This is a genomic window from Streptomyces sp. NBC_00005, assembly GCF_045160215.1.
GTDB lineage: Bacteria > Actinomycetota > Actinomycetes > Streptomycetales > Streptomycetaceae > Streptomyces.
In genome coordinates, this window is the sequence record NZ_CP108316.1 from 3249108 (window position 1) to 3275110 (window position 26003).

19 protein-coding genes are annotated in these 26003 nt (G+C 70.1%); 5 read left to right on the forward strand and 14 right to left on the reverse strand.

Annotation, left to right across the window (positions count from 1 at the left end; genetic code table 11):
* Positions 1-615: 615 nt before the first annotated feature.
* Positions 616-2739, reverse strand: coding sequence for a type IIA DNA topoisomerase subunit B (locus OG303_RS14950; protein ID WP_405868738.1), 2124 nt, complete (start codon positions 2737-2739; stop codon positions 616-618).
* 442 nt (positions 2740-3181) lie between these two features.
* Between OG303_RS14950 and OG303_RS14955 the strand changes: the two genes are divergently transcribed.
* The gene (locus OG303_RS14955; RefSeq protein WP_405868740.1) at positions 3182-3412 is read left to right on the forward strand and encodes a hypothetical protein; all 231 of its coding nucleotides are present in this window, start codon (positions 3182-3184) and stop codon (positions 3410-3412) included.
* A 103-nt stretch (positions 3413-3515) separates the two neighbouring features.
* Here OG303_RS14955 and OG303_RS14960 read toward each other — a convergent pair whose 3' ends face one another.
* The 7 genes from OG303_RS14960 to OG303_RS14990 all read right to left on the reverse strand — a co-directional run bounded on the left by OG303_RS14960 (position 3516) and on the right by OG303_RS14990 (position 15172).
* Entirely contained in the window at positions 3516-4382 is an 867-nt protein-coding gene (locus OG303_RS14960; protein ID WP_405868742.1) for a serine protease, read from the reverse strand.
* 137 nt (positions 4383-4519) lie between these two features.
* Positions 4520-6049, reverse strand: coding sequence for an RNA polymerase sigma factor (locus OG303_RS14965; RefSeq protein WP_405868744.1), 1530 nt, complete (start codon positions 6047-6049; stop codon positions 4520-4522).
* Between the two features lie 427 nt (positions 6050-6476).
* Positions 6477-7364: a FadR/GntR family transcriptional regulator gene (locus OG303_RS14970; RefSeq protein WP_405868746.1), complete on the reverse strand. Its 888-nt coding sequence runs from the start codon at positions 7362-7364 to the stop codon at positions 6477-6479.
* Between the two features lie 161 nt (positions 7365-7525).
* Positions 7526-9547 carry an ATP-binding cassette domain-containing protein gene (locus OG303_RS14975; protein ID WP_405868748.1) on the reverse strand — a complete coding sequence of 674 codons (2022 nt, stop codon included), beginning with the start codon at positions 9545-9547 and terminating at the stop codon, positions 7526-7528.
* Between the two features lie 131 nt (positions 9548-9678).
* Positions 9679-10437 carry an NUDIX domain-containing protein gene (locus tag OG303_RS14980; RefSeq protein WP_405868750.1) on the reverse strand — a complete coding sequence of 253 codons (759 nt, stop codon included), beginning with the start codon at positions 10435-10437 and terminating at the stop codon, positions 9679-9681.
* Between the two features lie 131 nt (positions 10438-10568).
* A complete protein-coding gene (locus OG303_RS14985) occupies positions 10569-12437 on the reverse strand; it encodes a glycogen debranching N-terminal domain-containing protein (protein ID WP_405868752.1) in 1869 nt (622 codons plus the stop codon).
* A gap of 947 nt (positions 12438-13384) precedes the next feature.
* On the reverse strand, positions 13385-15172 hold the full coding sequence (locus OG303_RS14990; RefSeq protein ID WP_405868753.1) for a DUF4192 domain-containing protein: 1788 nt from the start codon (positions 15170-15172) through the stop codon (positions 13385-13387).
* A gap of 184 nt (positions 15173-15356) precedes the next feature.
* On the opposite strand from OG303_RS14990, the gene OG303_RS14995 reads away from it, so the two are divergent.
* Together OG303_RS14995 and OG303_RS15000 are read left to right on the forward strand one after the other, a co-directional pair.
* Positions 15357-17522 (forward strand): RecQ family ATP-dependent DNA helicase, encoded by a 2166-nt coding sequence (locus OG303_RS14995; protein WP_405868755.1) that lies wholly within the window; start codon positions 15357-15359, stop codon positions 17520-17522.
* 311 nt (positions 17523-17833) lie between these two features.
* Positions 17834-18469 carry a hypothetical protein gene (locus tag OG303_RS15000; RefSeq protein WP_405868757.1) on the forward strand — a complete coding sequence of 212 codons (636 nt, stop codon included), beginning with the start codon at positions 17834-17836 and terminating at the stop codon, positions 18467-18469.
* A 339-nt stretch (positions 18470-18808) separates the two neighbouring features.
* Here OG303_RS15000 and OG303_RS15005 read toward each other — a convergent pair whose 3' ends face one another.
* The 3 genes from OG303_RS15005 to OG303_RS15015 form a co-directional block, all read right to left on the reverse strand.
* Positions 18809-19447, reverse strand: a complete 639-nt coding sequence (locus tag OG303_RS15005; RefSeq protein WP_405868759.1) for a hypothetical protein — start codon at positions 19445-19447, stop codon at positions 18809-18811.
* 68 nt (positions 19448-19515) lie between these two features.
* Entirely contained in the window at positions 19516-20217 is a 702-nt protein-coding gene (locus OG303_RS15010; protein WP_405868761.1) for a ribonuclease HII, read from the reverse strand.
* An 81-nt stretch (positions 20218-20298) separates the two neighbouring features.
* On the reverse strand, positions 20299-20922 hold the full coding sequence (locus tag OG303_RS15015; protein ID WP_405877269.1) for a TetR/AcrR family transcriptional regulator: 624 nt from the start codon (positions 20920-20922) through the stop codon (positions 20299-20301).
* Positions 20923-21109: 187 nt separating this feature from the next.
* Between OG303_RS15015 and OG303_RS15020 the strand changes: the two genes are divergently transcribed.
* Positions 21110-22657, forward strand: a complete 1548-nt coding sequence (locus OG303_RS15020) for an MFS transporter (RefSeq protein ID WP_405868763.1) — start codon at positions 21110-21112, stop codon at positions 22655-22657.
* Between the two features lie 316 nt (positions 22658-22973).
* On the opposite strand, the gene OG303_RS15025 is transcribed toward OG303_RS15020, so the two are convergent.
* The 3 genes from OG303_RS15025 to OG303_RS15035 form a co-directional block, all read right to left on the reverse strand.
* On the reverse strand, positions 22974-23879 hold the full coding sequence (locus OG303_RS15025; protein ID WP_405868765.1) for an ADP-ribosylglycohydrolase family protein: 906 nt from the start codon (positions 23877-23879) through the stop codon (positions 22974-22976).
* A gap of 12 nt (positions 23880-23891) precedes the next feature.
* Positions 23892-24551: a histidine phosphatase family protein gene (locus OG303_RS15030; RefSeq protein WP_405868767.1), complete on the reverse strand. Its 660-nt coding sequence runs from the start codon at positions 24549-24551 to the stop codon at positions 23892-23894.
* A 137-nt stretch (positions 24552-24688) separates the two neighbouring features.
* On the reverse strand, positions 24689-25294 hold the full coding sequence (locus tag OG303_RS15035) for a YdbC family protein (protein WP_405868769.1): 606 nt from the start codon (positions 25292-25294) through the stop codon (positions 24689-24691).
* 159 nt (positions 25295-25453) lie between these two features.
* Here OG303_RS15035 and OG303_RS15040 point away from each other — a divergent pair, with 159 nt between their 5' ends.
* Positions 25454-25987, forward strand: a complete 534-nt coding sequence (locus tag OG303_RS15040) for a TerD family protein (RefSeq protein WP_405868771.1) — start codon at positions 25454-25456, stop codon at positions 25985-25987.
* Positions 25988-26003 lie beyond the last annotated feature (16 nt).

The following is a 26003-nucleotide window of genomic DNA, read 5'->3' on the forward strand; positions in this document are numbered from 1 at the left end:
TACGGAAATTCACAGGTCAGCAGATCGGAGCGGGGGTGGATCGTGGGTGGATCCGCTGAGCACTACGGGCTCCACCCACGGGTGGAGCCGCCCCGCGGCTCCGGCTCCGGCCCCGGCCCCGGCCCCGGCCCCGGGCCGATCATCGCGACGTGAACCGACCGCCCTGGACCTGGATCGTCGGTCCGACCTGGGCGGGCAGCGGTCACGCGCCCTCGTTGCTGAGCCAGAGCTAGAAGCCAAAGCCAAAGCCGAGGCTGAGGCTGAGGCTGAGGCCGAGCCGGACAGATCTACTGCCCAGCCGACCAGTTGGGTCCGGCACCCAGCACCCAGCACCCAGCACCCAGCACCCAGCACCCAGCACGAGCCAACCCGTCCGCCACGTACGGCATTCAGCCCCGGCCGGTCACCTCGCCCCATGCCGGAGCACGGCCAAGGCCAAGGCCCAGGCCAAGCAGGCCGGCTAGAGGCAAGCGGGCCGGCCAAGCCCCTACGCGGCCGAATCCCCGCTCGCCCAAGGCCGCCCGCCCAGGCCAGTTCCCGTGAGGGCGAGCCGATCACCTCACCCCAGGCCCAGCCCGGACGAACCCCACGCCCGGCCCAAGCCGAGCGCAGCGTCTACGCGTCGATGCGCGACCGGTCCAGCGTCGCCGCCGAGCTGGAGATGAACTCCTTGCGCGGTGCCACGTCGTTGCCCATCAGCAGATCGAAGACCTGCTCGGCGGAGTCCAGGTCGGAGAGGTTGATCCGGCGCAGGGTGCGATGGCGCGGGTCCATCGTCGTCTCGGCCAGCTGGTCGGCGTCCATCTCACCGAGACCCTTGTAGCGCTGGATCGAGTCCTTGTACCGGACGCCCTTGCTCTGGAACTCCAGCAACTTGTCGCGCAGCTCACGGTCCGAGTACGTGTAGACGTACTTGTCCTGGCCCTTCTTCGGCTGGATGAGCTCGACGCGGTGCAGCGGCGGCACCGCCGCGAACACCCGGCCCGCCTCGACCATGGGCCGCATGTACCGGTGGAACAGCGTCAGCAGCAGGGTCCGGATGTGCGAGCCGTCCACGTCGGCGTCGGTCATCATGATGATCTTGCCGTAGCGGGCCGCGTCGATGTCGAACGTCCGGCCCGAGCCGGCTCCTATGACCTGGATGATCGCGCCGCACTCGGCGTTCTTGAGCATGTCGGTCACGGACGACTTCTGGACGTTGAGGATCTTGCCGCGGATCGGCAGCAGCGCCTGGAACTCGGAGTTCCGCGCAAGCTTGGCCGTGCCGAGCGCGGAGTCTCCCTCGACGATGAACAGCTCGCTGCGGTCCACGTCGTCACTGCGGCAGTCCGCCAGCTTCGCCGGCAGCGACGAGGACTCCAGAGCCGTCTTCCGGCGCTGCGCGTCCTTGTGCTGCCGGGCCGCGATACGCGTACGGGCGGCGGCGACCGCCTTCTCCATGACCACACGGGCCTGCGCGGCGGCATCCCGCTTCGTGGAGGTCAGGAACGCCTTGAGTTCCTTGGTGATCACCGTGTTCACGATGCGCCGGGCCGCCGAGGTACCGAGGACCTCCTTGGTCTGGCCCTCGAACTGCGGCTCGGCGAGGCGGACGGTGACGACCGCGGTCAGGCCCTCCAGAGCGTCGTCCTTGACGATGTCGTCCTCGGCGACGCGCAGCAGCTTCTTCGCGCGCAGCACCTCGTTCATCGTCTTGGCGACCGCCTGCTCGAAGCCGGCGACGTGGGTGCCTCCCTTGGGGGTGGCGATGATGTTGACGAATGACTTCAGGGTCGTGTCGTAGCCGGTCCCCCAGCGCATCGCGACGTCCACGGCAAGCTCGCGCGTGACCTCCGTGGGCGTCATCTGACCGTGGTCGTCCAGGACCGGGACAGTCTCCTTGAAGGTTCCCTGGCCGGAGAAGCGGAGGACGTCGCAGACCGGCTTGTCGCTCGCCAGGTACTCGCAGAACTCGCTGATGCCGCCGTCGAAGCGGAAGGACTCCTCGCCCTTGCTGCCGCCCTCGCCGAGGCCGAACTCGTCGCGCACGACGATGGTCAGGCCGGGCACCAGGAACGCGGTCTGGCGGGCACGCTGGTGAAGGTTCTCCAGGGAGAGCTTGGCGTCCTTGAGGAAGATCTGGCGGTCGGCCCAGTAACGCACGCGCGTGCCGGTGCGGGTCTTGGGGATCCGCTTGACCTTGCGCAAGCCACTCTCGGCCTCGAACTTGGCGTCCGGGCCGTTCGTGGCGAAGGCTCCCGGCACACCGCGCCGGAAACTGATGGCATGGGTGTTGCCGCTGCGGTCCACCTCGATGTCCAGTCGCGCGGACAGGGCGTTCACCACGGAGGCGCCCACACCGTGCAGACCGCCGGAGGCGGCGTACGAGCCGCCGCCGAACTTGCCGCCGGCGTGCAGCTTGGTCATGACGACCTCGACGCCGGACAGGCCCGTCTTGGGCTCGACGTCGACCGGGATGCCGCGGCCGTTGTCACGGACCTCGACCGAGGCGTCGTCGTGCAGGATCACCTCGATGTGGTCGCAGTAGCCCCCCAGGGCCTCGTCGACGGAGTTGTCGATGATCTCCCACAGGCAGTGCATCAGACCACGGCTGTCGGTCGACCCGATGTACATACCTGGGCGCTTGCGCACGGCCTCGAGCCCCTCGAGGACGAGCAGGTGCCGCGCGGTGTAGTTGGAACCGTCCCGGTCTGCTCCTGCCAGCAGCGCTGTGGACGGCACGGACGTCTCGGCGGTCACGCGGTTCGCTCCTCGCTGAATTTCAGGTGGGGCCCTTGTGGGTAAGGGCACGGCTTCGGTTGCCGTCAAGAGGGTACCGAGGCCTGGTAGAGCCGTTGTAACGCCACCCTCGTCTGAAGTGAAGACTAGTCCAGAGTCGCATGCCTGTTCGATCCCTCGATGGAGTGAAGTACATATCACGTTCCCTTCCAGGCATGAACCATTTAGGCTCCGGGCACGTCCTCATGAACAACCGGCAACCCAGCCGGGAGGACCCGACCTTGACAGACCGCGCGAACCCGTAAGACACATAGACACGCAATACGGCACATTCGCCGCCAACCGGCAGCAGACAGCCGGCCTCGAAAGATTTTTTCGAGGAAAGGCCCCGGGCGGGAACGTTTTAGGGCTGGTTGGATGTTGACCCTGGTACGACAGCTCGTCGAGCTAGAGAAGAGGCGACGTGACTACTGTTCTGACCCCCGCGAGCCCGCTGACGGCCGCCGATCGCTGCGACCGCTGCGGCGCACAGGCATACGTGCGCGTTGTACTGCTCAGCGGCGGCGAACTGCTCTTCTGCGCCCACCATGGCCGCAAGTTCGAGCCGGAACTCAAGAAGATCGCCGCTGAGATACAGGACGAGACGGAGCGGCTGACCACCATTCCGGCATCCGCCTCCGAAGAAGAGCGCTGACACCTCGCGTCCACGACGAGCCAGCTCCGGCACAGGCCGGTGTACGGGCGGCGCGGCCCCTGCTTCAGGGACCGCGCCGCCCGCGCTCGTACCGGAAGGCCGCTCAGGCCCCGTCAGCGGCCCTGTGGGGCCCGCTCACCCCGCTGGCCCGGCCCAGCGCCCGTAGAACCTCGGACACGCGCGTATAGACGCCGGGACTGCCCGCGCGACCGCAGCCGCTCCCCCAGGACACGAGACCGATCAGCTTCCCCTGGGCGACGAGGGGCCCGCCGCTGTCCCCCTGGCAGGCGTCGTGGCCACCTTCCGTCTCCCCGGCGCACAGCATGCTCTTGGCGAGGTACGTGCCGTCGCCACCGCCCGGATACGCCTCCTCACACTGCGCATCGGGCAGCACATGCAGGCGCGTCGCCCGCAGACTGTGCGGGTAGTCGCCGCCACCTGTGAGGTCCCCCCATCCGGAGACCGTGGCGCTCGCACCCGGCTTGTACGCAGGATCGCCGGAGGCCGCCATCTCGATGACCGAACTCTGCGGAAGGTCTTCGGCGAGGGTGAGCACGGCGAAGTCCTCGGCGTTGGTGCCGCTGTCGTAGTTCGGATTCACCTTGATGTCGCGTACGGGGATCTCCTGGCCGCGGTCCGAGAGCAGGTCCGTACGGCTCGCGATGACCTTGAGGTCGAGGACGCGCTTCGACGGCACCCCCAGGACGTCCTCACCCATGCAGTGGGCCGCCGTGAGCACGGTCGTACGACTGATGGCCACACCGCCGCAGAACTGCCCCGCCCGCGTACCCCCGAACCGGTCACGGCTGGACAGCGCCACCGTCCACGGACTCTCGGAGACGTCGATCGGAAAACTCCCTATGACAACGCTGTCGGCAGCCACAGGGGCGGTGGAAAGCAACGGTATTGCGGTCACTGCGGCCGCAAGGACCAGCGGCCGGGCCAATGCCCGGACAAAGGGACGACGCATGCAGGCTCCTCACTCTGGGTCGGTCGTGGGAGACCCAGAGTCATCCAGCCCGCCGCACCCCGCACCCGCGCGACAGCACGAGAAGGCCCGGTTCCCCACGAGGGAGAACCGGGCCTTCTTTGTCGTACGACGGCGACCTAGTCGAGGTAGTCGCGCAGCACCTGGGAACGCGACGGGTGGCGCAGCTTCGACATGGTCTTGGACTCGATCTGGCGGATGCGCTCGCGCGTGACGCCGTACACCTTGCCGATCTCGTCGAGGGTCTTCGGCTGACCGTCGGTGAGACCGAAGCGCATGGACACGACGCCCGCCTCACGCTCGGAGAGCGTGTCCAGGACGGAGTGCAGCTGCTCCTGGAGGAGCGTGAAGCTGACCGCGTCGGCCGGGACGACCGCCTCGGAGTCCTCGATGAGGTCACCGAACTCGCTGTCGCCGTCCTCGCCCAGGGGGGTGTGGAGGGAGATGGGCTCACGGCCGTACTTCTGGACCTCGATGACCTTCTCGGGGGTCATGTCGAGTTCCTTGGCCAGCTCCTCCGGGGTGGGCTCACGGCCCAGGTCCTGGAGCATCTGGCGCTGCACACGCGCGAGCTTGTTGATGACCTCGACCATGTGCACCGGGATACGGATGGTGCGGGCCTGGTCGGCCATGGCGCGGGTGATCGCCTGACGGATCCACCAGGTGGCGTACGTGGAGAACTTGTAGCCCTTGGTGTAGTCGAACTTCTCGACCGCGCGGATCAGACCGAGGTTGCCCTCCTGGATGAGATCCAGGAAGAGCATGCCACGGCCGGTGTAGCGCTTGGCCAGGGAGACCACCAGACGGAGGTTGGCCTCCAGGAGGTGGTTCTTGGCGCGGCGGCCGTCCTCGGCGATGATCTCGAGCTCGCGCTTGAGCTTCGGGGCGAGCTTGTCGGCGTTGGCCAGCTTGTCCTCGGCGAACAGACCGGCCTCGATGCGCTTGGCGAGCTCGACCTCCTGCTCGGCGTTGAGCAGCGGGACCTTGCCGATCTGCTTGAGGTAGTCCTTGACCGGGTCGGCGGTGGCACCCGCCGCGGCGACCTGCTGGGCCGGCGCGTCGTCCTCGTCCTCGTCGGAGAGCACGAAGCCCGCGCTCTCGGCGCCCTCGGGCTCGTCGGCGCCCTTGGGGGTGTCCTCGGCCGCTTCCTCTTCGACGACTTCGGCGTCGTCCTTCTTGGCACCGGTCTTCTTCGCCGCCGTCTTCTTGGCGACGGTCTTCTTCGCGGTCGCCGCCTTCTTGGCGACCGTCTTCTTCGCGGCGACCTTCGCGGCGTCGTCCTCGACGGACCCTTCGGCTGCGGGCGCCTCCGGGGTGGCGGTGGCGGTGGCCTTCTTGGCGGTCACCGTCTTCGCCGCAACCGTCTTGGTGGCGGTGCGCTTGGCCGGACTCTTCGCTGCGACGCTCTTTCGGGTGCGCTTGGGCTCTGCGGCACTGACCATCAGCGTCACACCCTCTTCCTCGAGGATCTGGTTGAGGCTGCGCAGTACGTTCTTCCACTGAGTGGCCGGAATCTGGTCAGCTTCGAAGGCCCGACGCACATCGTCGCCGGCGATCTGCCCCTCAGCCTTTCCCCGCTCAATCAGAGCCATGACAGAGACGGACTCGGCGATCTCCGGCGGGAGCGTACGGGATGTGCTGGCCGACACGAACAACCTCTCGGAACGTTGGAAAACGGCTTCCGGCCCCGTCCACGGCGGACAGGAGCCGACCGCCGACTTGGGGATTGGGCCGACGGTGCGGGCGGGGGCCGGGAAGATACACAGCGCCGTAAACGGCGTCCGTATTCCCTCCTCGGCTGTCACCTCTTAGGTCATCGCGCTGCTCCCGCGAGTGTTACGCCCAATCTGCGTGGCCCGAGTCACACCCCGTAAGCGCTCAAAATCGGTCAGACATGGACAGATAAGGCCATCCCAGGGTCAGATCGTGGCTTTCCCGAGGGCCTCGCGGCCCGTCGCACCGTCGGACCCCGCAGGATCTCCGGGATCCTGCGGGGTCCGACGGAGGCGGTTCGGCGGCAGGGCGATGTCACAGGAGGGGGAGACATCTCCCGACCGCGCCGCCCGCGGTGTGCGGTCAGTGTTCGCGCGGTGCGGGCACCACGCGCTCCACCTCGGGGTGGACGGTGAGCAGTTGACGCATGGCCGACTCGGCCGCCGTGCCGTCACCGGTGGCGAGGGCGTCGACGATCCTGCCGTGATGCCCCAGCGACGCCTCGTTCGGCCGGTCACAGCCCGTCACCGGGCCGCCGGAGACCTGGAGGGCGGACGAGACGATCCCGGAAAGGTGCTCCAGCATCCGGTTGCCCGCGACCTGGATGAGCAGGGAGTGGAACTCGGCATCGGCACGCGCGAAGGTGATGGCGTCACCCTGCCCCATGGCGTGGCCCATGATCTCGACCATGTCGGCGAGCCGCTGCTGGACGTCCTCGCGCCCGTGCCCTGCGGCAAGACGAGCGGCGAGCGGTTCGATCGTCCAGCGCAGCTCGCTCAGCTCGCGGCGCTGGTCGTCACGCTGCGGCCCGAAGGCGCGCCATTCGATGATGTCCGGGTCGAGGAGGTTCCAGTCGCTGACGGGACGCACGCGCGTGCCGACGTTCGGGCGGGCACTGACCAGGCCCTTGGCCTCCAGAACGCGGAGCGACTCACGGACGACGGTGCGGGAGACCTCGAAACGTTGGCCGATCTCCTCGGGCACCAGCGGACGGTCTGCGCCCAGGTCGCCGGAAACGATCATCTGGCCCAGCTGCTGGACGAGTTGGCCGTGCAGCCCGCGTCCGCGGCTGCCGGCGGCACGCCGGCCCACGCGGCCCAGCTCCGGGTCCGCGCTCTCCCAGGCGGGGGCTCCGACGCGGTCGACCACGGGGGTCTCGGCATAGGGGTAGCGGTCGAGTTCGCCCGGGCCGGCGAGGCCGGAGTCTGCGGAGCGGGCGGCGGTCATCATGGTGTGCGCAAGGGTACTCACGGATCCTTTGTCGGCGCCGTTCTCAACTCCCTTGAGGTCTTTGGTGAAAAGCACACGAAAGGGTGATCGCTCACCCCGTCGCAATTGACGCCTTATCGGAAAGAAATGGGCTTTCCTCTGGGAGTTGCGCGCAGGGAGGGACGAAAGCGCACGGACGGTCGTCATCGGACCCTGCTGCGCAGGGTGGTGAGCAGATACGCGCAGAGCAGAGCGGTGAGCGACAACGTCAGTGCGCCGCCCACGGGTTGGGAGACCACCCGCGCCACGGCGGTCAGATAGCGCTCTCCCCCGACGGGCCACTGCACCAGGAGCACCTCGCGCAGCCGCAGGGGAAATCCTGCCGCCGTGCGCACGGACGATCCCGCCAAGGCCTTTTGTACGAGGGGAACGACGAGGACGGGTACGGCGATCACGGCCGCGAGTCCTGCCGTGGTGGACCGGAAGACGCCGGCCGCCAGCACTCCGGCCCAGGCGCATCCGACGACCAGCCCGAGCCAACTCGCGCTCAGCGAAAGCCAGTCCGTGGGAACTTGCGCGAGTTCCCGTCCGTAGACGAGGTAGAGAACTTCGGCGTCGCAGCCGACCGTGAGGAAGGCCAGCATCAGCGCGGTGGCCGCGGCGACGAGGAGTTTCGCGGCGAGCAGCCCCAGCCGACGGGGCACGGTGCCGCGATCCGCCGCCAGCGCGGGGTGGCGGAACTCGTCGCCGAAGGCCAGCGCACCGAGCAGCCCCGCACCGAGCGCGGCAGGCGGCAGCGGCAGCTCCCGCGGCCACGCGGCCAGCAGGCGCGCCTGCGGGGTGTGCCCGATCCGGGCCAGGAGGACCGCGGCGACGGCGGACACGACGAGTACTGCGGCCCCGGTGAGAAACCCGGTGCTGATGCCTGCGGCACGGCGGAGTTCGTAGCGCAGGGGGCGGAGGGGGGTGCGGGCGGGGCGGACGGAGATGGGGGGCGGAAGGGGAGACAGGCCATCCAGGTCGTCTCCGGCCGGGCGTGCGGCCGGCATCGGGGCCCGCCCGGACGCGACGCGTGGATTGGGTTCGGTGACGGGCGACTTCAGCTCGTCGGCGTCACGGGGCCCGTCGACCTGAGCCAGGGAATGCGATTCAAGGCGCATTTCGTGGAACGCACCAGCAGGTGTCGAGGATTTCGGTTCTGCGCCTGATGGTTGGGGTGCATCGGCAGAGGCCGAACAGCGCGGTGCCGCAACGCGATGCCGGACCTCATCCCTTGCACGCGACCTGTCCTGCGACACCTGCCGCTCGTCGGCGGTTTCCGGCTCCCTGACGGGCGCCTCCATCGCTCCGGACCCCATGTCGCCGGTCTCGTCGGCGAGTTGATGTACGAGGATGCCGTGGCGGAACGCTGTCTCGCCGACGTCGGCGCAGCTACTGCCGTACACGGAAAGGCGGTTGCCGCCCTCGCGTACGACCTCGACGGAGCGCTGCGCGCTGCGGGCCTCCTTGGTGAGCAGGGCGGCGAGGCGCGCGACGTGCGGGCTGCGGACGGCGACGCGGGGGCGCAGCCGGGTGCGGGCGAAGTCGTCGGCCTCCTGGTCGGCGACGAGCCTGCCCTGCTCCAGCGTGACGACCCGGTCGGCGCTGCGCGCGGCCTCCTTGGGGTCGGCCGTGGTGACCAGGACGGTGCCACCCTGGGCTGCGTGCGCACGCAGCATGTCGTACAGCCAGCGGGTCTCGCGGGTGGAGAGCCCCTCGGCGGGCTCGTCGAGGACGAGTGTGTGCGGATCGGACAGCAGGGCGCAGGCCAGGCCGAGGCGGCGGTCCATGCCGCGCGAGAGGGTGCCGAGGCGCTCGTCGCGCAGGCTGACGAGGCCGACCACCTCGAGCACCTCGTCGGCACGGCGGACGGTGACCCCCGCGGCGGCGCACAGCATGCGGAGATGACCGCGGACCGTGCGGGCGGGGTGTCCCGGTACATCGCCCAGGAGCACGCCGACTTCACGCGACGGATGGGCGATGCGGTGCAGGGGGCGGCCCCTGAAGTAGGTGATGCCACGGCCCTGTTGGAGCTCGAGCATGAGTTTGAGCGCGGTCGTCTTGCCTGCCCCCGGCAAGCCGAGCAGCGCCGTGACGCGGCCTGCGCGTGCGTCGAAGGAGACATCGTCGACGGCAGGCGGAAGCTCGTTGCGGGGAATGCTGGTCAATCCGAAAGCCTGGATCACTCGCAGCAAGATAGCGCGCTATGTCCGTTTTTTCGGGTATCGCGCGCCCGCTGCACAGGCCGTCACCGGTCCGCTCGAAACCCTGTCGCCATCCGCTACTGGGCCCCTCGCGCCAAGTCCGGGCTCCGCCCTCACACTTCGGGGCGCAGCATCGGAGGGTTGAGCAGCGTGGCCCCGCCGGCCCGGAACAACTGCGCCGGGCGGCCGCCCTGGCGTGTGGTGGTCCCGCCCGTGGGGACGAGGAAGCCCGGCGTGCCCGTCACCTTGCGGTGGAAGTTGCGCGGGTCGAGGGCCACGCCCCACACCGCCTCGTAGACCCGGCGCAACTCGCCGACGGTGAACTCGGTGGGGCAGAACGCCGTAGCGAGGGACGAGTACTCGATCTTGGAGCGGGCGCGCTCCACGCCGTCGGACAGGATCTGGGCGTGGTCGAAGGCGAGCGGTGCCACCGGTTCGCCGTCACGGCCGTAACCGCCCTGCTGCAGCAGTTCCTCGACCGGCGCCCAGCGCGCGTTGCTGGCATCGCCGCCGGCTCGGGGTGCGGGCAGGTCGGGGGCGAGCGCCAGGTGGGCGACGCTGACGACGCGCATGCGGGGGTCCCGCTTGGGGTCGCCGTAGGTCGCGAGCTGTTCCAGGTGAGCGCCGTTGTCCTGAGCGGGAACGGGCGGTTCGTGGGCGCGCAGCCCGGTCTCCTCGGCGAGTTCGCGTGCGGCGGCCTGCGCCAGATCCTCGTCTGCCCGTACGAAGCCGCCGGGCAGCGCCCAGCGCCCCTGGAACGGTGGTTCGCCCCTGCGTACCGCCAGCGCGCACAGGGCATGGCGGCGCACGGTCAGCACGACCAGGTCCACGGTGACGGCGAAGGGCGGAAATGCTGACGGGTCGTAGGGCATGCGGCGATCATAGTCGTCTGCTTGACGATAAACACTCCCTTCGTCGGCCGCTTCGATGGCTGATCCACTTCGGTCCGGTATGGGTCTCACCCTCTGGTCCGGGCCGTTGTGCGGTGGTGCGTCATCCGAGGTCACACTCCCAATTGCAGCCCGTCGGCCGCCTCCTCCACCATGGCGAGACCGAGTCGGCTGACCCGTACGGAGAAGGGGGCGCCGGCGACCCGAAGCCCCGTCAGAACGGTCTCGCCCAGGGGGGCGCTGTGCACAGGGCGCAGCGTGACCGTCCGGGCGGGGGCGTCGGGGCGGATTCCCGCGAGTGCGACCGGCAGCAGCACGCCTGCGGCGGCCGCGGTGGCGGCGGGGCGACAGGCCGCGGGGTGCGGGAGGGGAGCGCTCCCGTCGGTGCGCTGCTCCCCCGCGTACATCTCGGGGAGCCGGTATCCGAAGGTCTCGGCCGCCGCCAGTGTCCCTTTCAGCAGCGAAGTCGCGTCCTTCTCGTAGCCGGCGGCGGCCAGGCCCGCGACGGCGATGGCCGTCTCGTGCACCCGTACGGCACCGCTGCGGTGGCCGAACGGGTTGTATCCGGCCTCCTTCGCGCCCAGTCCGCGCAGGCCCCAGCCCGAGTCCATGGCCGGACCGCCGAGCAGCCGTGCGAGCTGTTCGGTCTGCACCTTGTCGAGCAGTCCGGGAGCCAGTTCGCCCCCGCCGAGCAGACCGGTGTCGAGGAGGTGGGCGGCGGCAGCACCCAGGTGCGGCACCGGGGCACCGTCGGGGGCCCGCGCGGCCGCCGGTCGTCCCCCGCCCAGGTCGTCGATCCAGAAGTCCTCCCGGAACGCCGTCCGCAGCGCCTGGGCCCACTGCCGCAACTCGGCGCCGCCCGGCCTCCCGCACGCATCGAGCAGATCGGCGCCGAGCAGGGCCGCACGGTGGGCATGGGCCTGCGTCTCGCAGCGGACGGGACCGCCGGGGTGCGGGTCGCACAGGTAGGTGCCGTCACCGACGGTTGTCCGCAGCCAGGTCAGACAGAGCTCGGCCGCCGGCAGCAGTTCCTCTGTCTCGGCCTCGGGAAGTCCCCAGCGGCGGGCCTCCGCGAGAAGTACCGGGAAGAGGAGGGTGGCTTCGGTGCCGGTGCAACCCGGCGGCAGATGGGTTCCGGCGTCCCGTCGCGGCCCGGGGATCAGGCCGGACTGCGGTCCCGTGCCCGGGAGTTGGGTGTGGGCGAGGGTGCGCAGCGTGCCTGCGGCGAGGCGGGTACCGAGAGGCAGCGTCATCCGCGCCGCTCCGAGTGCGTCGGCCGGGGCGAGACCACAACGCCAAGGGGCTCCTGCCGCGAGATGCATGTCGGACGGGTGCGCGGGGTCGCGCAGCAGCAGAGCGTGGAGGTCCTCGACGCTTGTCCGCAGTAGCGACTGGACCCTGGGGTCGTCGCCGGACGCCTGAGCGGCGACGAACGGACTCGTGGCCGCGCGGCCCACGGCCCGGACGGGTCCCGCTCCGTCCTGCCGTACCCGCAGCTCCACGCTTCTGCTGCCGCCTGGGGGCAGCTCGAACTCCCAGCGCAGCAGCCCCGCGGAGGCCAGCGCGTCCGCGGGCGGCGGATCCGCCGTGACCAACGAGTTCCCCGTGGCGCAGGACCAGCGCAGGCCCGAGTCGTAGACGCTGGCGGGCAGTTCGGGCAGCGCGGCGCCGGACGCGATGACACCCAGCTCGGCCAGGTCCGTGCCGAGGGCGACCTCGATCGGCACGCGCAGGGGGCGCAGGGCCGCACTGTGCAACGTGATGCGCTCCGTGCCGTCCGCATGGCGAATGCGCTCGATGACGAGGTCAGGGTCGGGGCCGGAGTGCGGTGAGGCACGCAGCGTGCCCACGAAACGGGCCCGGTCGGCCGCGGTCATCCGGGCCTGCACCGCCTGCGGTTCACGCCCGGCCACGCGGACCTGACAACGGGAGAGCAGGCGTCGGCCCGCGCGATAGAACCCCTCCAGCCCTTGGCCGGTCATCTGCCCCTGTTCCGTCGAGATGGCGAGCCCTGGGAGCGCGACGCACATCATGGCGGTGTGGGTGGACGGCAGCTCGGCGGACCGACGGGGTGCCGGGAGCGGGGCCGGTGACGGAGCGGCTCGGGGCGGTGGGGCGGCTCTTGATGGCGGGAAGGCGGACGAGCGGGGAGTCGGGCTTGCGGGCGGGGACAGGGTCCGGCCCGGGCTTGGGGGTGGGGGCAGGGTCCGGCCCGGGCCTGTGGTGGACGACAGTGAGCGTGGCCGGCCCGTGGGTGGATCGGAGCGTTGGGTCGGGCTCGCCAACCGGACCGGAGGCTGGTCCGGGCGCGCCGGCCGGAGCCCGGAGTGGCCCGGCTGGGGTGGATCGAGTGCACAGCGCCCCAGGTCGGACGGTCGAGCCGTGGTCTGACCCTGGTCGGTAGGCCTGCCAGGGGATCGGTCCTGATCGGCAGGCCCCGCTGCGGACCGGGGTCGGTCCACCGGTGAAGGCGGACGCCGGTCCTCGCCGATATGTGAAGATGCGCGCGGGGCGTCGGTGGCACAGGGCGGCTCGTGTCGGCCGACACGGTCCGAGCCTGTCGGCAGATCGGCGCCTGTCCCTGGAGACAGCGCTGACCGGCCGACGCCGACACGGTCGTAGTTGGCGGCGGCGGGCGGAGTCGGCTGATGCATGGGGTGGCTTCCTCTGCGCTCGGTGCGCCTCGGGCTTGTGCGGCGCCGGGTGGGAGGATCCGGAGGGGCGTGGGCTGTGAGGCGGCCCGGCCATCCGGGCGTTCCGCCACACAGGTGAACGGAAGGGGGGTCCTCCGGGTCACGCCCGTATCGGGCCGACCCGACCGAGTGGCTCCGATCCGAATCGCACGCGGAGACTTCTTGCTGCCGCACGCGGATCGCCCCGCGACTCCCATCGGTCCGGCCGCACCGACGGGCGCTCTCCCGGCAATTGCTCACGCCTCCCCCTCTGCGCCGTCGCTTCCGGGACGCAGGCTTCCGGGGCGGCTGTCGCGGCGGCGCCCAGTGCCCTTCCCGGAGGTACGCGGGCGCGTGCGGCCCGTTCGTGCGGAGCCGGGATGGGCGTCACCTGCCGCAGGCGTGCGGGGACGAGCGGCGGCCGCACCGCTTCCCCGGCCTTCCGCCCTCGCCGAGCGCGGGCGGCCGCCGACCGTGCTGCCGGGGCGGACACGGCGTCGCGGGCGGGAAGCCCCCTCCGAGACGGGCTCCGACAGCGGCCCCGACGCCGGCTTCGCCTCCGACTCATACGCGATGGCCTCGGCCGGCACCGGCCCTGCGGCCTCCTCTTTGCCGACCAGCTGCTCCTCCTCGCTGACCGGTTGCTGATCCTTACTGACCAGCTCCTGTTCCTTGCCCTGCAACGGCTGGACGGTCACCCGCCCGCGGTCCTGCCGCTCCGCACGCAGGCAGCGGCGGATCGACTCCGGGTCCAGGCCCTCGTTGCAGGCCTGGTGCAGCAGACGGGCGAAGAGGTAACCGGGGTCCGCGCCGAGTGCCATGGCGAGGGCTTCCCTGGCCTCCAGATCGTCGCCCGTGGACCAGGCGACCCAACCGGCCAGCGTCAGTGGTGCCGCCGCGTGTTCGCCGTAGGGTCCGACGCACCGGCGGGCCAGGGCCCGCCAGAGCCGGAGTGCGGAAGCGGCCTTCTCACCCTCCATCCACTCGGCCGCGCGGTCTCGGGTCGCGCGGTCCTGCAGGCCGAGAATCAATGTCGCGGCTTCGTCGTGTCCGAGCAGTTCGTCATCGCGGAGATCCGCCACGAGCGCGCCGGACAGGGGCGGGGCGTCCGCCAGCCGGTGCATGATCCGCGCGGCCAGCTCCAGGGTCTCCTCGGCCACGCCCGCGCGGCTGGCGTCGTCGAGAATCCTGGGGACCATCGCCATGCTCGCGGCATCCAGGGCACTCTCCTGTTCCAGGGCGGCAGCGGTCTCCCAGGGCAGCAGCCTGGCCCGCAGTTCTCGCAGAGTGCCGCGCACCTGCAGGCCGGCGTAGGTGGCGGCGGCGGCCAACACGGACGTGCCGGGCAGCCCCATGGGCAGGCCTTCAGGCGGGCAGCACGCCTCGTTCCCGCAGCAGTACGACCAGAAGCGCCCGTCCGAGATGCACAGCGCCTCGATCACCGGCACGTCGAGGTGACCGCACTCGACACGCAGTTTCTGGGCCAGCGGGCGCAACCGCTCCATGACCTGCCGCCCCGACTCTCCCTTCGCGGGCTCCTGGCAGAGGTAGGCGACCATCTGCTCCGGCCGTGCTCCCCTGCGCTCGCTGCCCGTCACCAGCCCGTGAGCCAACTGCTGGGACACGGACGCCCAGTCGTCCAGGCTCGCCGGAATGCCGAGCCGGGCGCGGCCGCCGAACCGGCCGCGGCCGTCCCTGTCGTGCAGGGCGACCAGGACGATGCTGTCCTCCGGGCGGTACCCGAGCAGATACGGCAGCGCGTCCGCCAGTTCGGCCGGGGTGCGCAGCGTGACCTGGTGGTCGGCGCCGTGGCTCTCGTAGGCGGTGCAGTCGAGTCGGCCCGGGCGGCCCGAGCGCTCGTCGAACGCGTCCTGTGCGCCGTGCGTGCCCTGGGTGTCGCGTCCGTCGTGGTCGTCGGAGGCGGTCGGACCTGCGTACGTTTCCCGCCTCGCGGGTTCGCCGTGTCCGTCGTTGGATTCGTGACCGTCACGTCCGGCGGCCTTGCCGTTTTCGGGTGATCCTGTGGTTTCGCCGTGATTCGTCATGCGAAGACGATCTCGCGGATCGTAGGACTCCGTTTTGCCCTGTGGATAAGTCGGATCAGGGACACGTCAAGTCGATGCCCGACGGGATCAACTCGCCCGAACCTCAAGGCGTCCCGGCATCTCCCTCCCCCCTCCTCCACAGGCCCGGTCCGGATTGTCACTGCCGTCCTGTTTGATGGGACGCATGGAGCACACGAGCAACACGGAACTCCGGGCGGCCGCCGACGCTGTCCTCGCCCGCCTCGTCGGGGACGCCACGGGCGCGGCCCGACTGCGCGAGGACCAGTGGCGGGCGATCGAGGCGCTGGTCGCCGACGGACGCCGTGCGCTCGTCGTGCAGCGCACGGGGTGGGGCAAGTCCGCGGTCTACTTCGTGGCGACATCGCTCCTGCGGGCCCGGGGCAGCGGCCCCACTGTGATCGTCTCCCCGCTTCTCGCGCTGATGCGCAACCAGGTCGAGGCTGCGGCCCGAGCCGGCATCCACGCGCGAACCATCAACTCCTCCAACTCCGAGCAGTGGGACACGGTTCAGGACGAGATCGCCGCGGGTGAGGTCGACGTCCTGCTGGTCAGCCCGGAGCGGCTCAACAACCCGGACTTCCGGGACCAGGTACTGCCCAAGCTCGCCGCCACCACCGGACTCCTCGTGGTGGACGAGGCGCACTGCATCTCCGACTGGGGGCACGACTTCCGCCCGGACTACCGGCGACTTCGCACCATGCTCGGCGATCTGCCGCCGGGCGTGCCCGTGCTCGCGACCACCGCCACCGCCAACGCGCGCGTGACCGCCGACGTCGCGGAACAGCTCGGCACCGGAGGCACGTCGGACGCTCTGGTGCTGCGCGGACCACTGGACCGGGAGAGCCTGAGCCTGAGCGTGCTGCGGCTGCCGGACGCCGCGCACCGGATGGCCTGGCTCGCCGACCACCTGGGCGACCTCCCGGGCTCCGGCATCATCTACACGCTCACCGTGGCGGCCGCCGAGGAGGTCTCCGCCTTCCTGAGACACCGCGGGCACACTGTCGCCTCCTACACGGGCAAGACGGAGAATGCCGACCGGCAGCAGGCCGAGGACGATCTCCTCGCCAACAGGGTCAAGGCCCTGGTCGCCACCTCCGCGCTGGGCATGGGCTTCGACAAGCCGGACCTCGGGTTCGTGGTGCACCTCGGCTCACCGTCCTCCCCGATCGCCTACTACCAGCAGGTGGGCCGCGCCGGACGCGGCGTCGAGCACGCCGAGGTGCTCCTGCTCCCTGGCAAGGAGGACGAAGCGATCTGGGAGTACTTCGCGTCGCTCGCCTTCCCGCCGGAAGACCTGGTGCGCCGCACTCTCGACGTCATGGCACACGCGGACAGGCCCTTGTCTCTGCCCGCCCTGGAGCCCTTGGTGGAGCTGCGCCGCTCCCGTCTCGAGACGATGCTCAAGGTTCTCGACGTGGACGGGGCGGTCAAGCGGGTCAAGGGCGGCTGGATCGCGACCGGGCAGCCGTGGACGTACGAGGCGGAGCGGTACGACTGGGTCGCACGGCAGCGCAGGAGCGAGCAGCAGGCGATGCGCGAGTACGCGTCGACGACGGACTGCCGGATGGAGTTCCTGCAGCGCCAGCTGGACGACGAGGGCGCCAAGCCCTGCGGCCGCTGCGACAACTGCGCAGGAGCGCGGTTCACCGCGGACATGTCCGCGACGGCGCTGGACGCGGCACGCGTCGATCTCGGTCGGGCGGGCATCGAGGTGGAGCCGCGCCGCATGTGGCCGACCGGCCTTCCGGCGATCGGCGTCGAGCTCAAGGGGCGCATTCCGGCCGGTGAACAGGCCGCTTCGGGGCGGGCGTTGGGCCGTCTGTCGGACATCGGCTGGGGCAACCGGCTGCGGCCCATGTTCACGCCCCAGGCCCCGGACGGCCCCGTGCCGGACGACGTGGCGAAGGCGGTCGTGGGCGTGCTCGCCGACTGGGCCAAGGGGCCCGGTGGCTGGGCCTCGGGTGCCACGGACGCCCAACCACGCCCGGTCGGTGTGGTCACCGTCGCCTCGCGCACCCGCCCCCAGCTGATCAACTCCCTGGGTGCACGCATCGCGGAGGTCGGCAGGCTGCCGCTGCTGGGCTCCGTGGATTACGCGAGCGACGCGCCCCGCGTCTCACGCAGTAACAGCGCGCAGCGCCTGAAGGCACTCGACGGCACGCTGACCGTGCCGCCCACCCTCGCTTCCGCGCTCGCGGAGGCAGGGGGCCCGGTCCTCCTCGTGGACGACTTCACCGAGACCGGCTGGACACTGGCGGTGGCGGCCCGCATGCTCCAACGTGCCGGTGCGCAGGCGGTGTTGCCACTGGTTCTGGCCATCCAGGGCTGATCGCCACGCAACACCTCGCGCCTGCTCGACGGCGTCACTCTGGACCACCTCGGGCCCAACGGCGTACGAACGTGGGGTGAACGGTCGCCTCATGCGTCGTGGCGCAGCACACCGGGTAGGGATATAACCTGCATACCCGCAGATTCCGGTCAGTGGCCCCAATTGCACGTTGCCGCATCCAAGTTCGACAGGAAGAATTGAAGTCCGCTCCCCGCACGGTTCGCCCGTGGTCCGGTAGGGCTCTGCTGCGGTGCGCGCTCCCCCGAACATGACCCCGCCCGCAGTGTGGGCGCGTAGCCGAAGGGAGGACCGTGACCTTCGGATTCGCTCCGTCCTCGGCGGCATCCACGTCGACGTCTGCCGACCTGTCCGCCGCATCCACCAACCCTCTCACCCGCATGCTCGAACCCTCGGAGTGGGCCGCCGCAGGAATCCCCCTGCTGTGCAACCCCCGTGAGGTCGTCAGCGGACTCCATTCCCGGCACCGCCCCAGGCCGGCGACCGCGGTCGTGGCCGTACTGGACCCGGACGAACGCGTGTGTGCGAGCGCCTCGTTCACCCGTCGCCCGACTCCGGCCGACGGATGGATGTTCCGCAATTCGCTGCTCGCCCAGCTGCGCCGGGTCATCCCGCACGACCTGCGCCGCCGCACACCGGTGCGTACCGCCGTGCTGCTCTACTGCCGTGAGGGCGACGGGCATTGGACCGAGGAGGACGGCGCATGGATGTGGGGCCTGCGTGACGCGTGCACACTGCACGGACTGCGCTGCGGGGCGTACATCACTCTGACCCGGGACGGCTGGCAGGTCCTCGGCGAGGGCCGCGGCGGGCGCCGCCCCAACGCCGACTCGTCACCGGAGCCTTTCGGCCTGTCCGAGGCGCCGCCTCCGCTGCCACGCACCGGCGGTGCCGCCTCGGAGGTCCTGCGCCGCGCGGCGGCCCGCTGAGATCACCGCCGGGCCATGCCCGCCGACGCTCTTCCCTCGTACGCGCTCCTTCACGGCGCACCGGGCGAGGGAAGTTGCGTACGCCGGTCTGGGCCGCCGGCATCCCGAGCAACCCCTGCCCGGGATGGGGCACCTCGCTCCACGACCGCGAGCGGCGGACACCAGGCCCGCGCGCCGGCTCTCCCCACGACCTCGTCAGACACCACGAGGCAAGGCGAACGCACGCGCAGAACGGGCATCCCCGGTGTCATCTGCGCACGCCGCAACGCCCACCGTGCCAATTGCCGCGGCGGCGGCGCCCAAGTCGCTCCGGCATCCCTGCGGACGGACCGGAAGGACTCAGACGCCCGCGCCCAGCACCGAGTTGATCTGCTGCGGGTCTCCGCAGACGATCAGCAGGGCTCCGGCCCGGGTGAGGGCCAGCGGCAGGGCGGCGGCGACCGCGTCGGAACCACCATTGACGGCAACCACGACCACGGGGCGCGAGGCCGCGCGACCGGCGACAGAGGCGTCCATGTAGAAGACGTCGTCGCCCGCGTCGTGCTGCGCCCAGTAGGAGGCTTCACCGAAGGACAGCTCGTGGGCGGCCCACGGGTGATGTTCGCCGGTGGTGACCACCAGTACGTCACCGGGGGCACGCCCTGAGTCCAGAAGCAGGTCCACGGCTTCCTCGGCGGCGTCGAGCGCACCGTCCGGCGAAGCCGGGATCAGCTGGATCTGCGGGGTGGCCGAAGCAGTGACGGGGGCGGCAGGGGCAGCCGGGACCGAAGGTCCGGGCTTCGCTGTGGCCACGTCACGCGACGTGCGTTGCACCGGCGGCGTGGGCCGGAGCGGACCAGGACGGCCGGGCCGCGGCGGAGCCGCGGGACGGGGGCCGGGTACGGGACGGGGGGTCGGCGCGGAGCGGCCACTGGCCGGAGTAGCGCGGGGACCCTGGGCACTCTCGTGAATCTGAGGCTCCTCGGGAATGAGAGGCATGAGCTGATGTTTATCAAACGTTGGTGCGGCTCGCGTCAGCGGGTGGCACATGAGTGCGAGCGGAATCGTCAGAAGTCGAAGCCGAGCTGCCCCTCGATCTCCGGAACGTTTCCGTCCGCCCAACTGCGGACCTTCTTGAGGTGCCGCCACTGGGGCAGCGCATCAAGATACGCCCACGACAACCGGTGGTACGGGGTGGGGCCCCGCTCCGCCAGTGCGGCCTTGTGCACGGGCGACGGATACCCGGCGTTGTCCGCAAAACGGAAGTCTGCATGGTCGACACCCAGTTCGGCCATCATTTTGTCGCGCTGAACCTTGGCGATCACCGAGGCCGCGGCGACCGCCACGCACGACTGATCGCCCTTGATCACCGTACGGACCCGCCAGGGAGTGCCGAGATAGTCGTGCTTCCCGTCAAGGATCACCGCGTCCGGACGGACCGGCAGAGCCTCCAGGGCGCGCACCGCCGCCAGGCGCAGGGCGGCGGTCATGCCCAGTTCGTCGATCTCCTCCGGGGAGGCGTGACCCAGGGCGTACGAAATCACCCACTTCTCCAACTCCACGGCAAGAACGGTGCGCCGCTTGACGGTGAGCAGCTTGGAGTCGGTGAGACCCTCGGGGGGCCGGCGCAGTCCGGTGATCGCCGCACAGACGGTGACCGGGCCGGCCCACGCACCACGCCCCACCTCGTCGACGCCGGCAATGATCTTTGCTCCGGTCGTGGCGCGGAGGGAGCGCTCGACGGTGTGAGTAGGCGGTTCGTACGGCATGGCGGTCTTAGCCTACGCCCCGCCGATCACCCGGCGACACCCCGGTTCCCGGAGTCGGGTCACGACCATCACGACCGGCGCTCAGCCACCACTCGGCCGCAGCAGCGGAAGCATCAACTGGTCGACCATCTCCTCGAGATCACGATCACCCCATTCGCTGCCGCTCATCTTGGATCGGTACATCATGATGGCCGGGATGGCATCGAAGACGTAGCCGTTCGCCGCATCGTGACGGACCTCGTTCCGCTCTATTCCACGGGTGATGACCTCGCGGAGCAGCTTGACGGTGGGCTCCACGATCCCGTCGAAGATCACGGCATGGAAGCGCTCCGCCTGGATCGGATCGCATTCGTGAATCACTGCGCGAACCGCGAAACCAGGACGGGAGAACATCGCGTCGCGGGCGTCCCGGCACAGCGCGAGCAGGTCCTCACGGACACTGCCCAGATCGGGCGCCTGCTCGAAGCGCGGCAGTCCGGCCTGCAGCGCGTCCGCGACGAGATCCTCCTTGGACGGCCAGCGGCGGTAGACCGCGGCCTTGCCGGTCTGGGCGCCGGCGGCGACGCCCTCCATGGTGAGGCCGTTCCAGCCGACCGTACTGAGTTGTTCCAGCGCGGCTTCGAGGATCGCGCGTTCGAGCACGGCGCCGCGCCGACGGAGGGAGGCCGCCTGAGCGGGGGCGGCCGTCCAGCGCGAGGTAACCATCTGAGTGTCTCCAGCGAGCGTGGGGAGCAGGGGATTTCGGGGCGGGAGTGCACCACGCGGCAGCATCGGGGGATTCGCCACGCGACATCAACATTAAGTGAACGCTTGCGTTCACTATTGGGGACTCACTACCGTGGGCGCGGCAGTGAACGCGAGCGTTCACTAAGGCACTTGTGGGGGACCCATTGTGACAACCTCTCAGTTGATCAAGGACCAGAAGCCAGGTGCGGCTCGTCGGAGCGGACATCCCGGCATCGCGCTTGCAGTCATCGCGGCCTGCCAACTCATGGTGGTACTCGACGCGACGATTGTGAACATCGCGCTCCCGCACATTCAAGACGCGCTGAAGTTCAGCACCACCGACCTCACCTGGGTCGTCAGCGCCTACACACTCACCTTCGGCGGCCTGCTGCTTCTCGGCGGCCGGGCCGGGGACATCCTCGGCCGCCGCCGGGTCTTCATGACCGGCATCCTCCTGTTCACCTTCGCCTCGCTGCTCGGCGGACTCGCCCAGGAACCCTGGCAGTTGCTGGCCGCACGCGTCCTGCAGGGCATGGGTGGCGCGATCGCATCGCCCACCTCGCTGGCGCTCATCACCACGACGTTCCCCGAAGGCCCGGAGCGGAACCGGGCGTTCGGCGTCTTCGCCGCTGTCTCCGCGGGCGGTGGCGCGATCGGTCTGCTCGCGGGCGGCATGCTCACCGAGTGGCTCGACTGGCGCTGGGTGCTCTTCGTGAACGTACCGATCGGCGTACTGATCGCCGTCCTCGCACCGATGTACATCAACGAGTCCGAACGGCACTCCGGCCGCTTCGACATCGCGGGAGCCGTGACCTCGACAGCGGGCATGGCTTCCCTCGTCTACGGCTTCATCCGCGCGGCGGACGAAGGCTGGCGGGACAGCCTGGCCATCGGGTCCTTCGGCGCCGCCGTGGTCCTGCTGGTGGCCTTCGCGCTGATCGAGTCCCGGGCCAAGGAGCCCATCACCCCGTTGCGGATGTTCGCCGACCGCAACCGCTCGGGCACGTACGTGATCATGCTGAGCCTGGCCGCGGCGATGTTCGGCATGTTCTTCTACATCGTGCTCTTCGTGCAGAACGTGCTGGGGTACAGCCCGATCCAGGCCGGCCTCGCCTTCCTGCCCGTGACGGTCGTGATCGCGCTCGGCGCGGGGCTGTCGCAGCGGTTCCTGCCGGTGCTCGGGCCCAAGCCCTTCATGCTCACCGGCTCGGCTCTCGCGGTGATCGGACTGGCCTGGCAGACCCTCATCAGCTCCGACAGTTCGTACGCCGGCGGGGTGCTCGGCCCGATGCTGGTGTTCGGCTTCGGCATGGGCCTGAACTTCGTGACGCTGACGGTCACGGCGGTCTCCGGTGTCGCCCAGCACGAGGCGGGCGCGGCCTCCGGACTGCTCAACGCCACACAGCAGGTGGGAGGTTCGCTGGGCCTCTCCATCCTGACGACGGTGTTCGGGTCGGCCAGCAAGGACGAGGCGAAGAAGCAGCTGCCGAAGTTCCTCACCAACGGTTCGGCAGAGCAGAAGGCAGAGTTCGCGAAGACGCACCAGTTGCCCGGCACGTGGGGGCACGAGGTGCTCGCCCAGGGCATTTCCATGGGCTTCGTCGCGGCTGCGGCCATGGCCGTGCTCGCCCTTGGCGCAGCCTGGTTCGTGATCCGGGTCCGCAAGAGCGACCTGGAAGCACTCGCCGGCACAGCGGGGGCGCCGGTGGGCTGACCCGCCCGCGCCCGCATCGGGCCGTGGATGGCCGGACCGGGTCCAGGGGACCGACGGCGAGGACCTCGGTCCGGCCATCCGCATACGCCCGGCAGGGCGCAGCGACATCAGAACCGAGAGCACCGCCCACACCATCACGAACTGCATGACCACCCCCAGGACCTCTCGCGCGTCACCTGCACGTACCGACTCATGCGCTGCACAGCTGATGCCACGACAACGGACGGGTAGTTACGCAGAGTTCCCAAGAAGCACAGAGAGTTTCCATCGGCCCTCGTCGCACGCTCCCCGAAGCGGGAGAGGGCTCAGACCGGCATCACCCGGACGTTCGGACCCAGTCGGGCAATGCCTCCGTCAGTGCCACCCATTCGGCGGGCGGCAACCCCGCCTTCCCGGCGGCGATCACGCCACCCACGATGGCGCAGGTCGTGTCCACGTCTCCGCCGACCTGCGCGGTCGTCCAGAAGGCCTGCTCGTAGTCGCCGAGGGCCCGCGCGGCCGACCAGAGCGCGAAGGGCACGGTGTCATGGGCCGACGTACGCCGTCCGCAGCCCAGTACGGCCGCGACGGTGCCGGCGTCGCCGTAGTCGAGCATGTCCCGTACGCGCCGCAGGCCGGCGCCGACGGCGCTCTTCGGGACCAGGGCGACGACGCCGTCGAGGAGTGCCCCGGGGCTCGGCGGGCCGCCGGGAGCGGCCACCAGCGCGGCGGCGGCCGCAACCGCCATGGAGCCGACGACGGCCTCGCGGTGCTGGTGCGTGGGATAGGCAGAGATCTCCGCCTGGTGGGTCGCCTGCTCCGGATCGTCCGCGTACCAGGCGCCCAGAGGGGCGATCCGCATCGCCGCGCCGTTGCCCCAGGACCCCTGTCCGTTGAAGAGCTCTGCGGCGAGCTCCCGCCAGTCGGCGCCCTCCCGGACCAGTCGCAGCAGGCGGTTGACGGCGGGGCCGTATCCCCGGTCGAAGTCGTGATGCTCGGCGAAGGAGTGCGCCAGGGCGTCCTGGTCGATGCGCCGATGGGCGGCCAGGACGGCGACCACTGAACAGGCCATCTCCGTGTCGTCGGTCCACTGCCAGGGGCCGGGCGGCAGCTCGCGACGCTTCAGCAGCGGGTAGTTCGCCGGCACGAAGAACTGTGAGCCGAGGGCATCCCCCACCGCCAGTCCACGCAGGCTGGCCAGGGCACGGTCCAGGCGCCCGTCGGGAATGGAATCAGGGGTCATCGCTCTGCCACTCTATCCAGTGATCCCGTACGGTTCCGGATCTCGCCAGCGTTCGAACGGCCGGTCAAGCGCGTACTTGCCGTCGTCCCCGAGAACGAGCATCCGCATCTCCGCGTTCCCCGGATTCGACAGTGACTCGAATTCCGCGACCGTCCAGTGGAACCACCGCATGCAGAACAGCCGCATGGCCAGACCGTGGGTCACCAGCAACACGTTGGACGGGTGGTCGGGGGCCTCGAAGCTGCGGTACAGGCTCTCCAGGAAGTTGCCGACCCGGTCGTACACGTCGGCACCGGACTCCCCCTGGGCGAAGCGGTAGAAGAAGTGGCCGTACGCGTCCCGGTAGGCCTTCTGGAGGCGCACATCGTCGCGGTCCTGCCAGTTTCCCCAGTCCTGTTCGCGCAGCCTGGGCTCCTCGCGCACCCGGATGAGCTCGGGGTCGAGATGGAAGGCGCGCAGGGTCTCGTGCGTACGGCGGTACGGGGACACGTACACGCTGACGCGCTCGCGGCCGAATATCTCGCGCAGCCGCTTGCCGGTCTCCTCTGCTTGCTGCCAACCGCGCTCGGTCAGCGCCAGCGCGTGGTCGGGCTCGCGCTCGTAAACGGTGTCATCAACATTGCCCGTTGACTCTCCGTGCCGGACAAGGACGATGCGCCGTGGTCGTGCCATGCCAAAACCCTAGATCGGGTGACGGCTGATCGAGCACTCGTACGCGCTCTATACGGCGTAGGTCACACACTTCCTGCACCATGAGTCACCCCAGGGAGCTCAATTAACGCGTCCGGTTTTCAAACTTGGGGGAAGGATCAGACGGTCCAGGTCGGCTCCAGCTCGACGATGTCGCCCGTGAGGGCCGCGACGTCTGCCTCCGTCTGAGCCCGCAGAGCCAGTCGCTCCACGCGCTCCGTGCGGTACTTGCCGTGTTCGGCGGCCTGCCGCCACATCGACAGCACCAGGAACTCATGTCCCGGTGCTTCGCCGAACAGGCCCCGGATCATGCCGGGAGAGCCGGCCATGGCGGGGTTCCAGACCTTCTCCTGCATCAGCGTGAAGTGCTCGGCGCGCTCCTCGTGCACTCGGCAGAGGGCGACCCGCAGCAGGTCGGCGTCCGTGAAACGCGGCTCGAAGCCGGTCTTCACGTCGAAGCGGTAGTCGAAGAGCTTGACCTGGGCATCCTTGAAGGTGCCCGACTGGGCTGCCGCCAGCCGATCGTGGGATCGGGCCATGAAGGAGTCGTAGAAGGCACGGCTCTCCCAGAAAGCGAAAATGTGCGCCACTCCTGTCCGTCCCCGGCTCCAGCCACCACCTTGTCCCCGAAACCCCGGCTCCCCCAGAAGCCCCGCCCACTTTCGCTGCCCCCGCTCGAAGCCGCGGCGGTCCACCACGGTGCAGCGAATCCACTTGACCAGCACCGCGCCATCGTAAGGCCACGGAGCGTGGCGCCGGTCACTCTCCGGCGGACAGCTCTGCGGCACCCGTACGCGCGCGCGTGGCAGGATGGACAACCGGCCTTGTCCGTCCGGCAGTTCGGGGCGGCGGCAGCGTACGGGGAACGGGGAAGGGGAAGTCTGGTGAACGGCCTCAACAAGGGGATCCGCAAGGCCGAAGTCGCACTGAAGTGGGATCCGAGTCCGACGGGAGAGCCGCCCACCGATCTGGACATCGTCGCCGCCACCTACCTGGCGGGCGATCCGTACGGCGCCCCCGACTACGTGGTGCACTTCGACAGCCGCTCTCCCGACGGCACCATCTACCTCAACCGGGACAGCAAGGACGGCAAGGGCTTCGGCTGGGACGAGGTCATGACGCTGGAGCTCGACCGGCTGAACGGCCGGTACGCGCGCGTGGTGGTCGGTGTCGTCATCCAGCAGCGTTCGGCACACCGGACCTTCGTCGGCGTGCTCAACCCGGGCCTGCGCATCCGCGAGGGTTACAACGTCCTGGCCGAGGGCGATTTCGGCGACGTCCTCGGGGCGACGGCGGCCACGGTCGGGGAGTTTGTACGCGACGAGACCGGCGGCTGGAACTTCGACCCCGGTGTCCACGGCTTCGAGGACGACCCGGCGACGTTCACCAGCATCATGGGCCAGGCGCACCAGCCCTGACTGACGCCGTACGGCA

Coding starts and splice junctions, on each gene's coding strand:
- OG303_RS15015 (WP_405877269.1), bottom strand. CDS start 20,922: ATGGTTACCTCGCGCTGGACGGCCGCCCCCGCTCAGGCGGCCTCCCTC.
- OG303_RS14980 (WP_405868750.1), bottom strand. CDS start 10,437: ATGCCCTACGACCCGTCAGCATTTCCGCCCTTCGCCGTCACCGTGGAC.
- OG303_RS14995 (WP_405868755.1), top strand. CDS start 15,357: ATGGAGCACACGAGCAACACGGAACTCCGGGCGGCCGCCGACGCTGTC.
- OG303_RS15025 (WP_405868765.1), bottom strand. CDS start 23,879: ATGACCCCTGATTCCATTCCCGACGGGCGCCTGGACCGTGCCCTGGCC.
- OG303_RS14990 (WP_405868753.1), bottom strand. CDS start 15,172: ATGACGAATCACGGCGAAACCACAGGATCACCCGAAAACGGCAAGGCC.
- OG303_RS15010 (WP_405868761.1), bottom strand. CDS start 20,217: ATGCCGTACGAACCGCCTACTCACACCGTCGAGCGCTCCCTCCGCGCC.
- OG303_RS14960 (WP_405868742.1), bottom strand. CDS start 4,382: ATGCGTCGTCCCTTTGTCCGGGCATTGGCCCGGCCGCTGGTCCTTGCG.
- OG303_RS14985 (WP_405868752.1), bottom strand. CDS start 12,437: ATGACCGGCCAAGGGCTGGAGGGGTTCTATCGCGCGGGCCGACGCCTG.
- OG303_RS15030 (WP_405868767.1), bottom strand. CDS start 24,551: ATGGCACGACCACGGCGCATCGTCCTTGTCCGGCACGGAGAGTCAACG.
- OG303_RS15005 (WP_405868759.1), bottom strand. CDS start 19,447: ATGCCTCTCATTCCCGAGGAGCCTCAGATTCACGAGAGTGCCCAGGGT.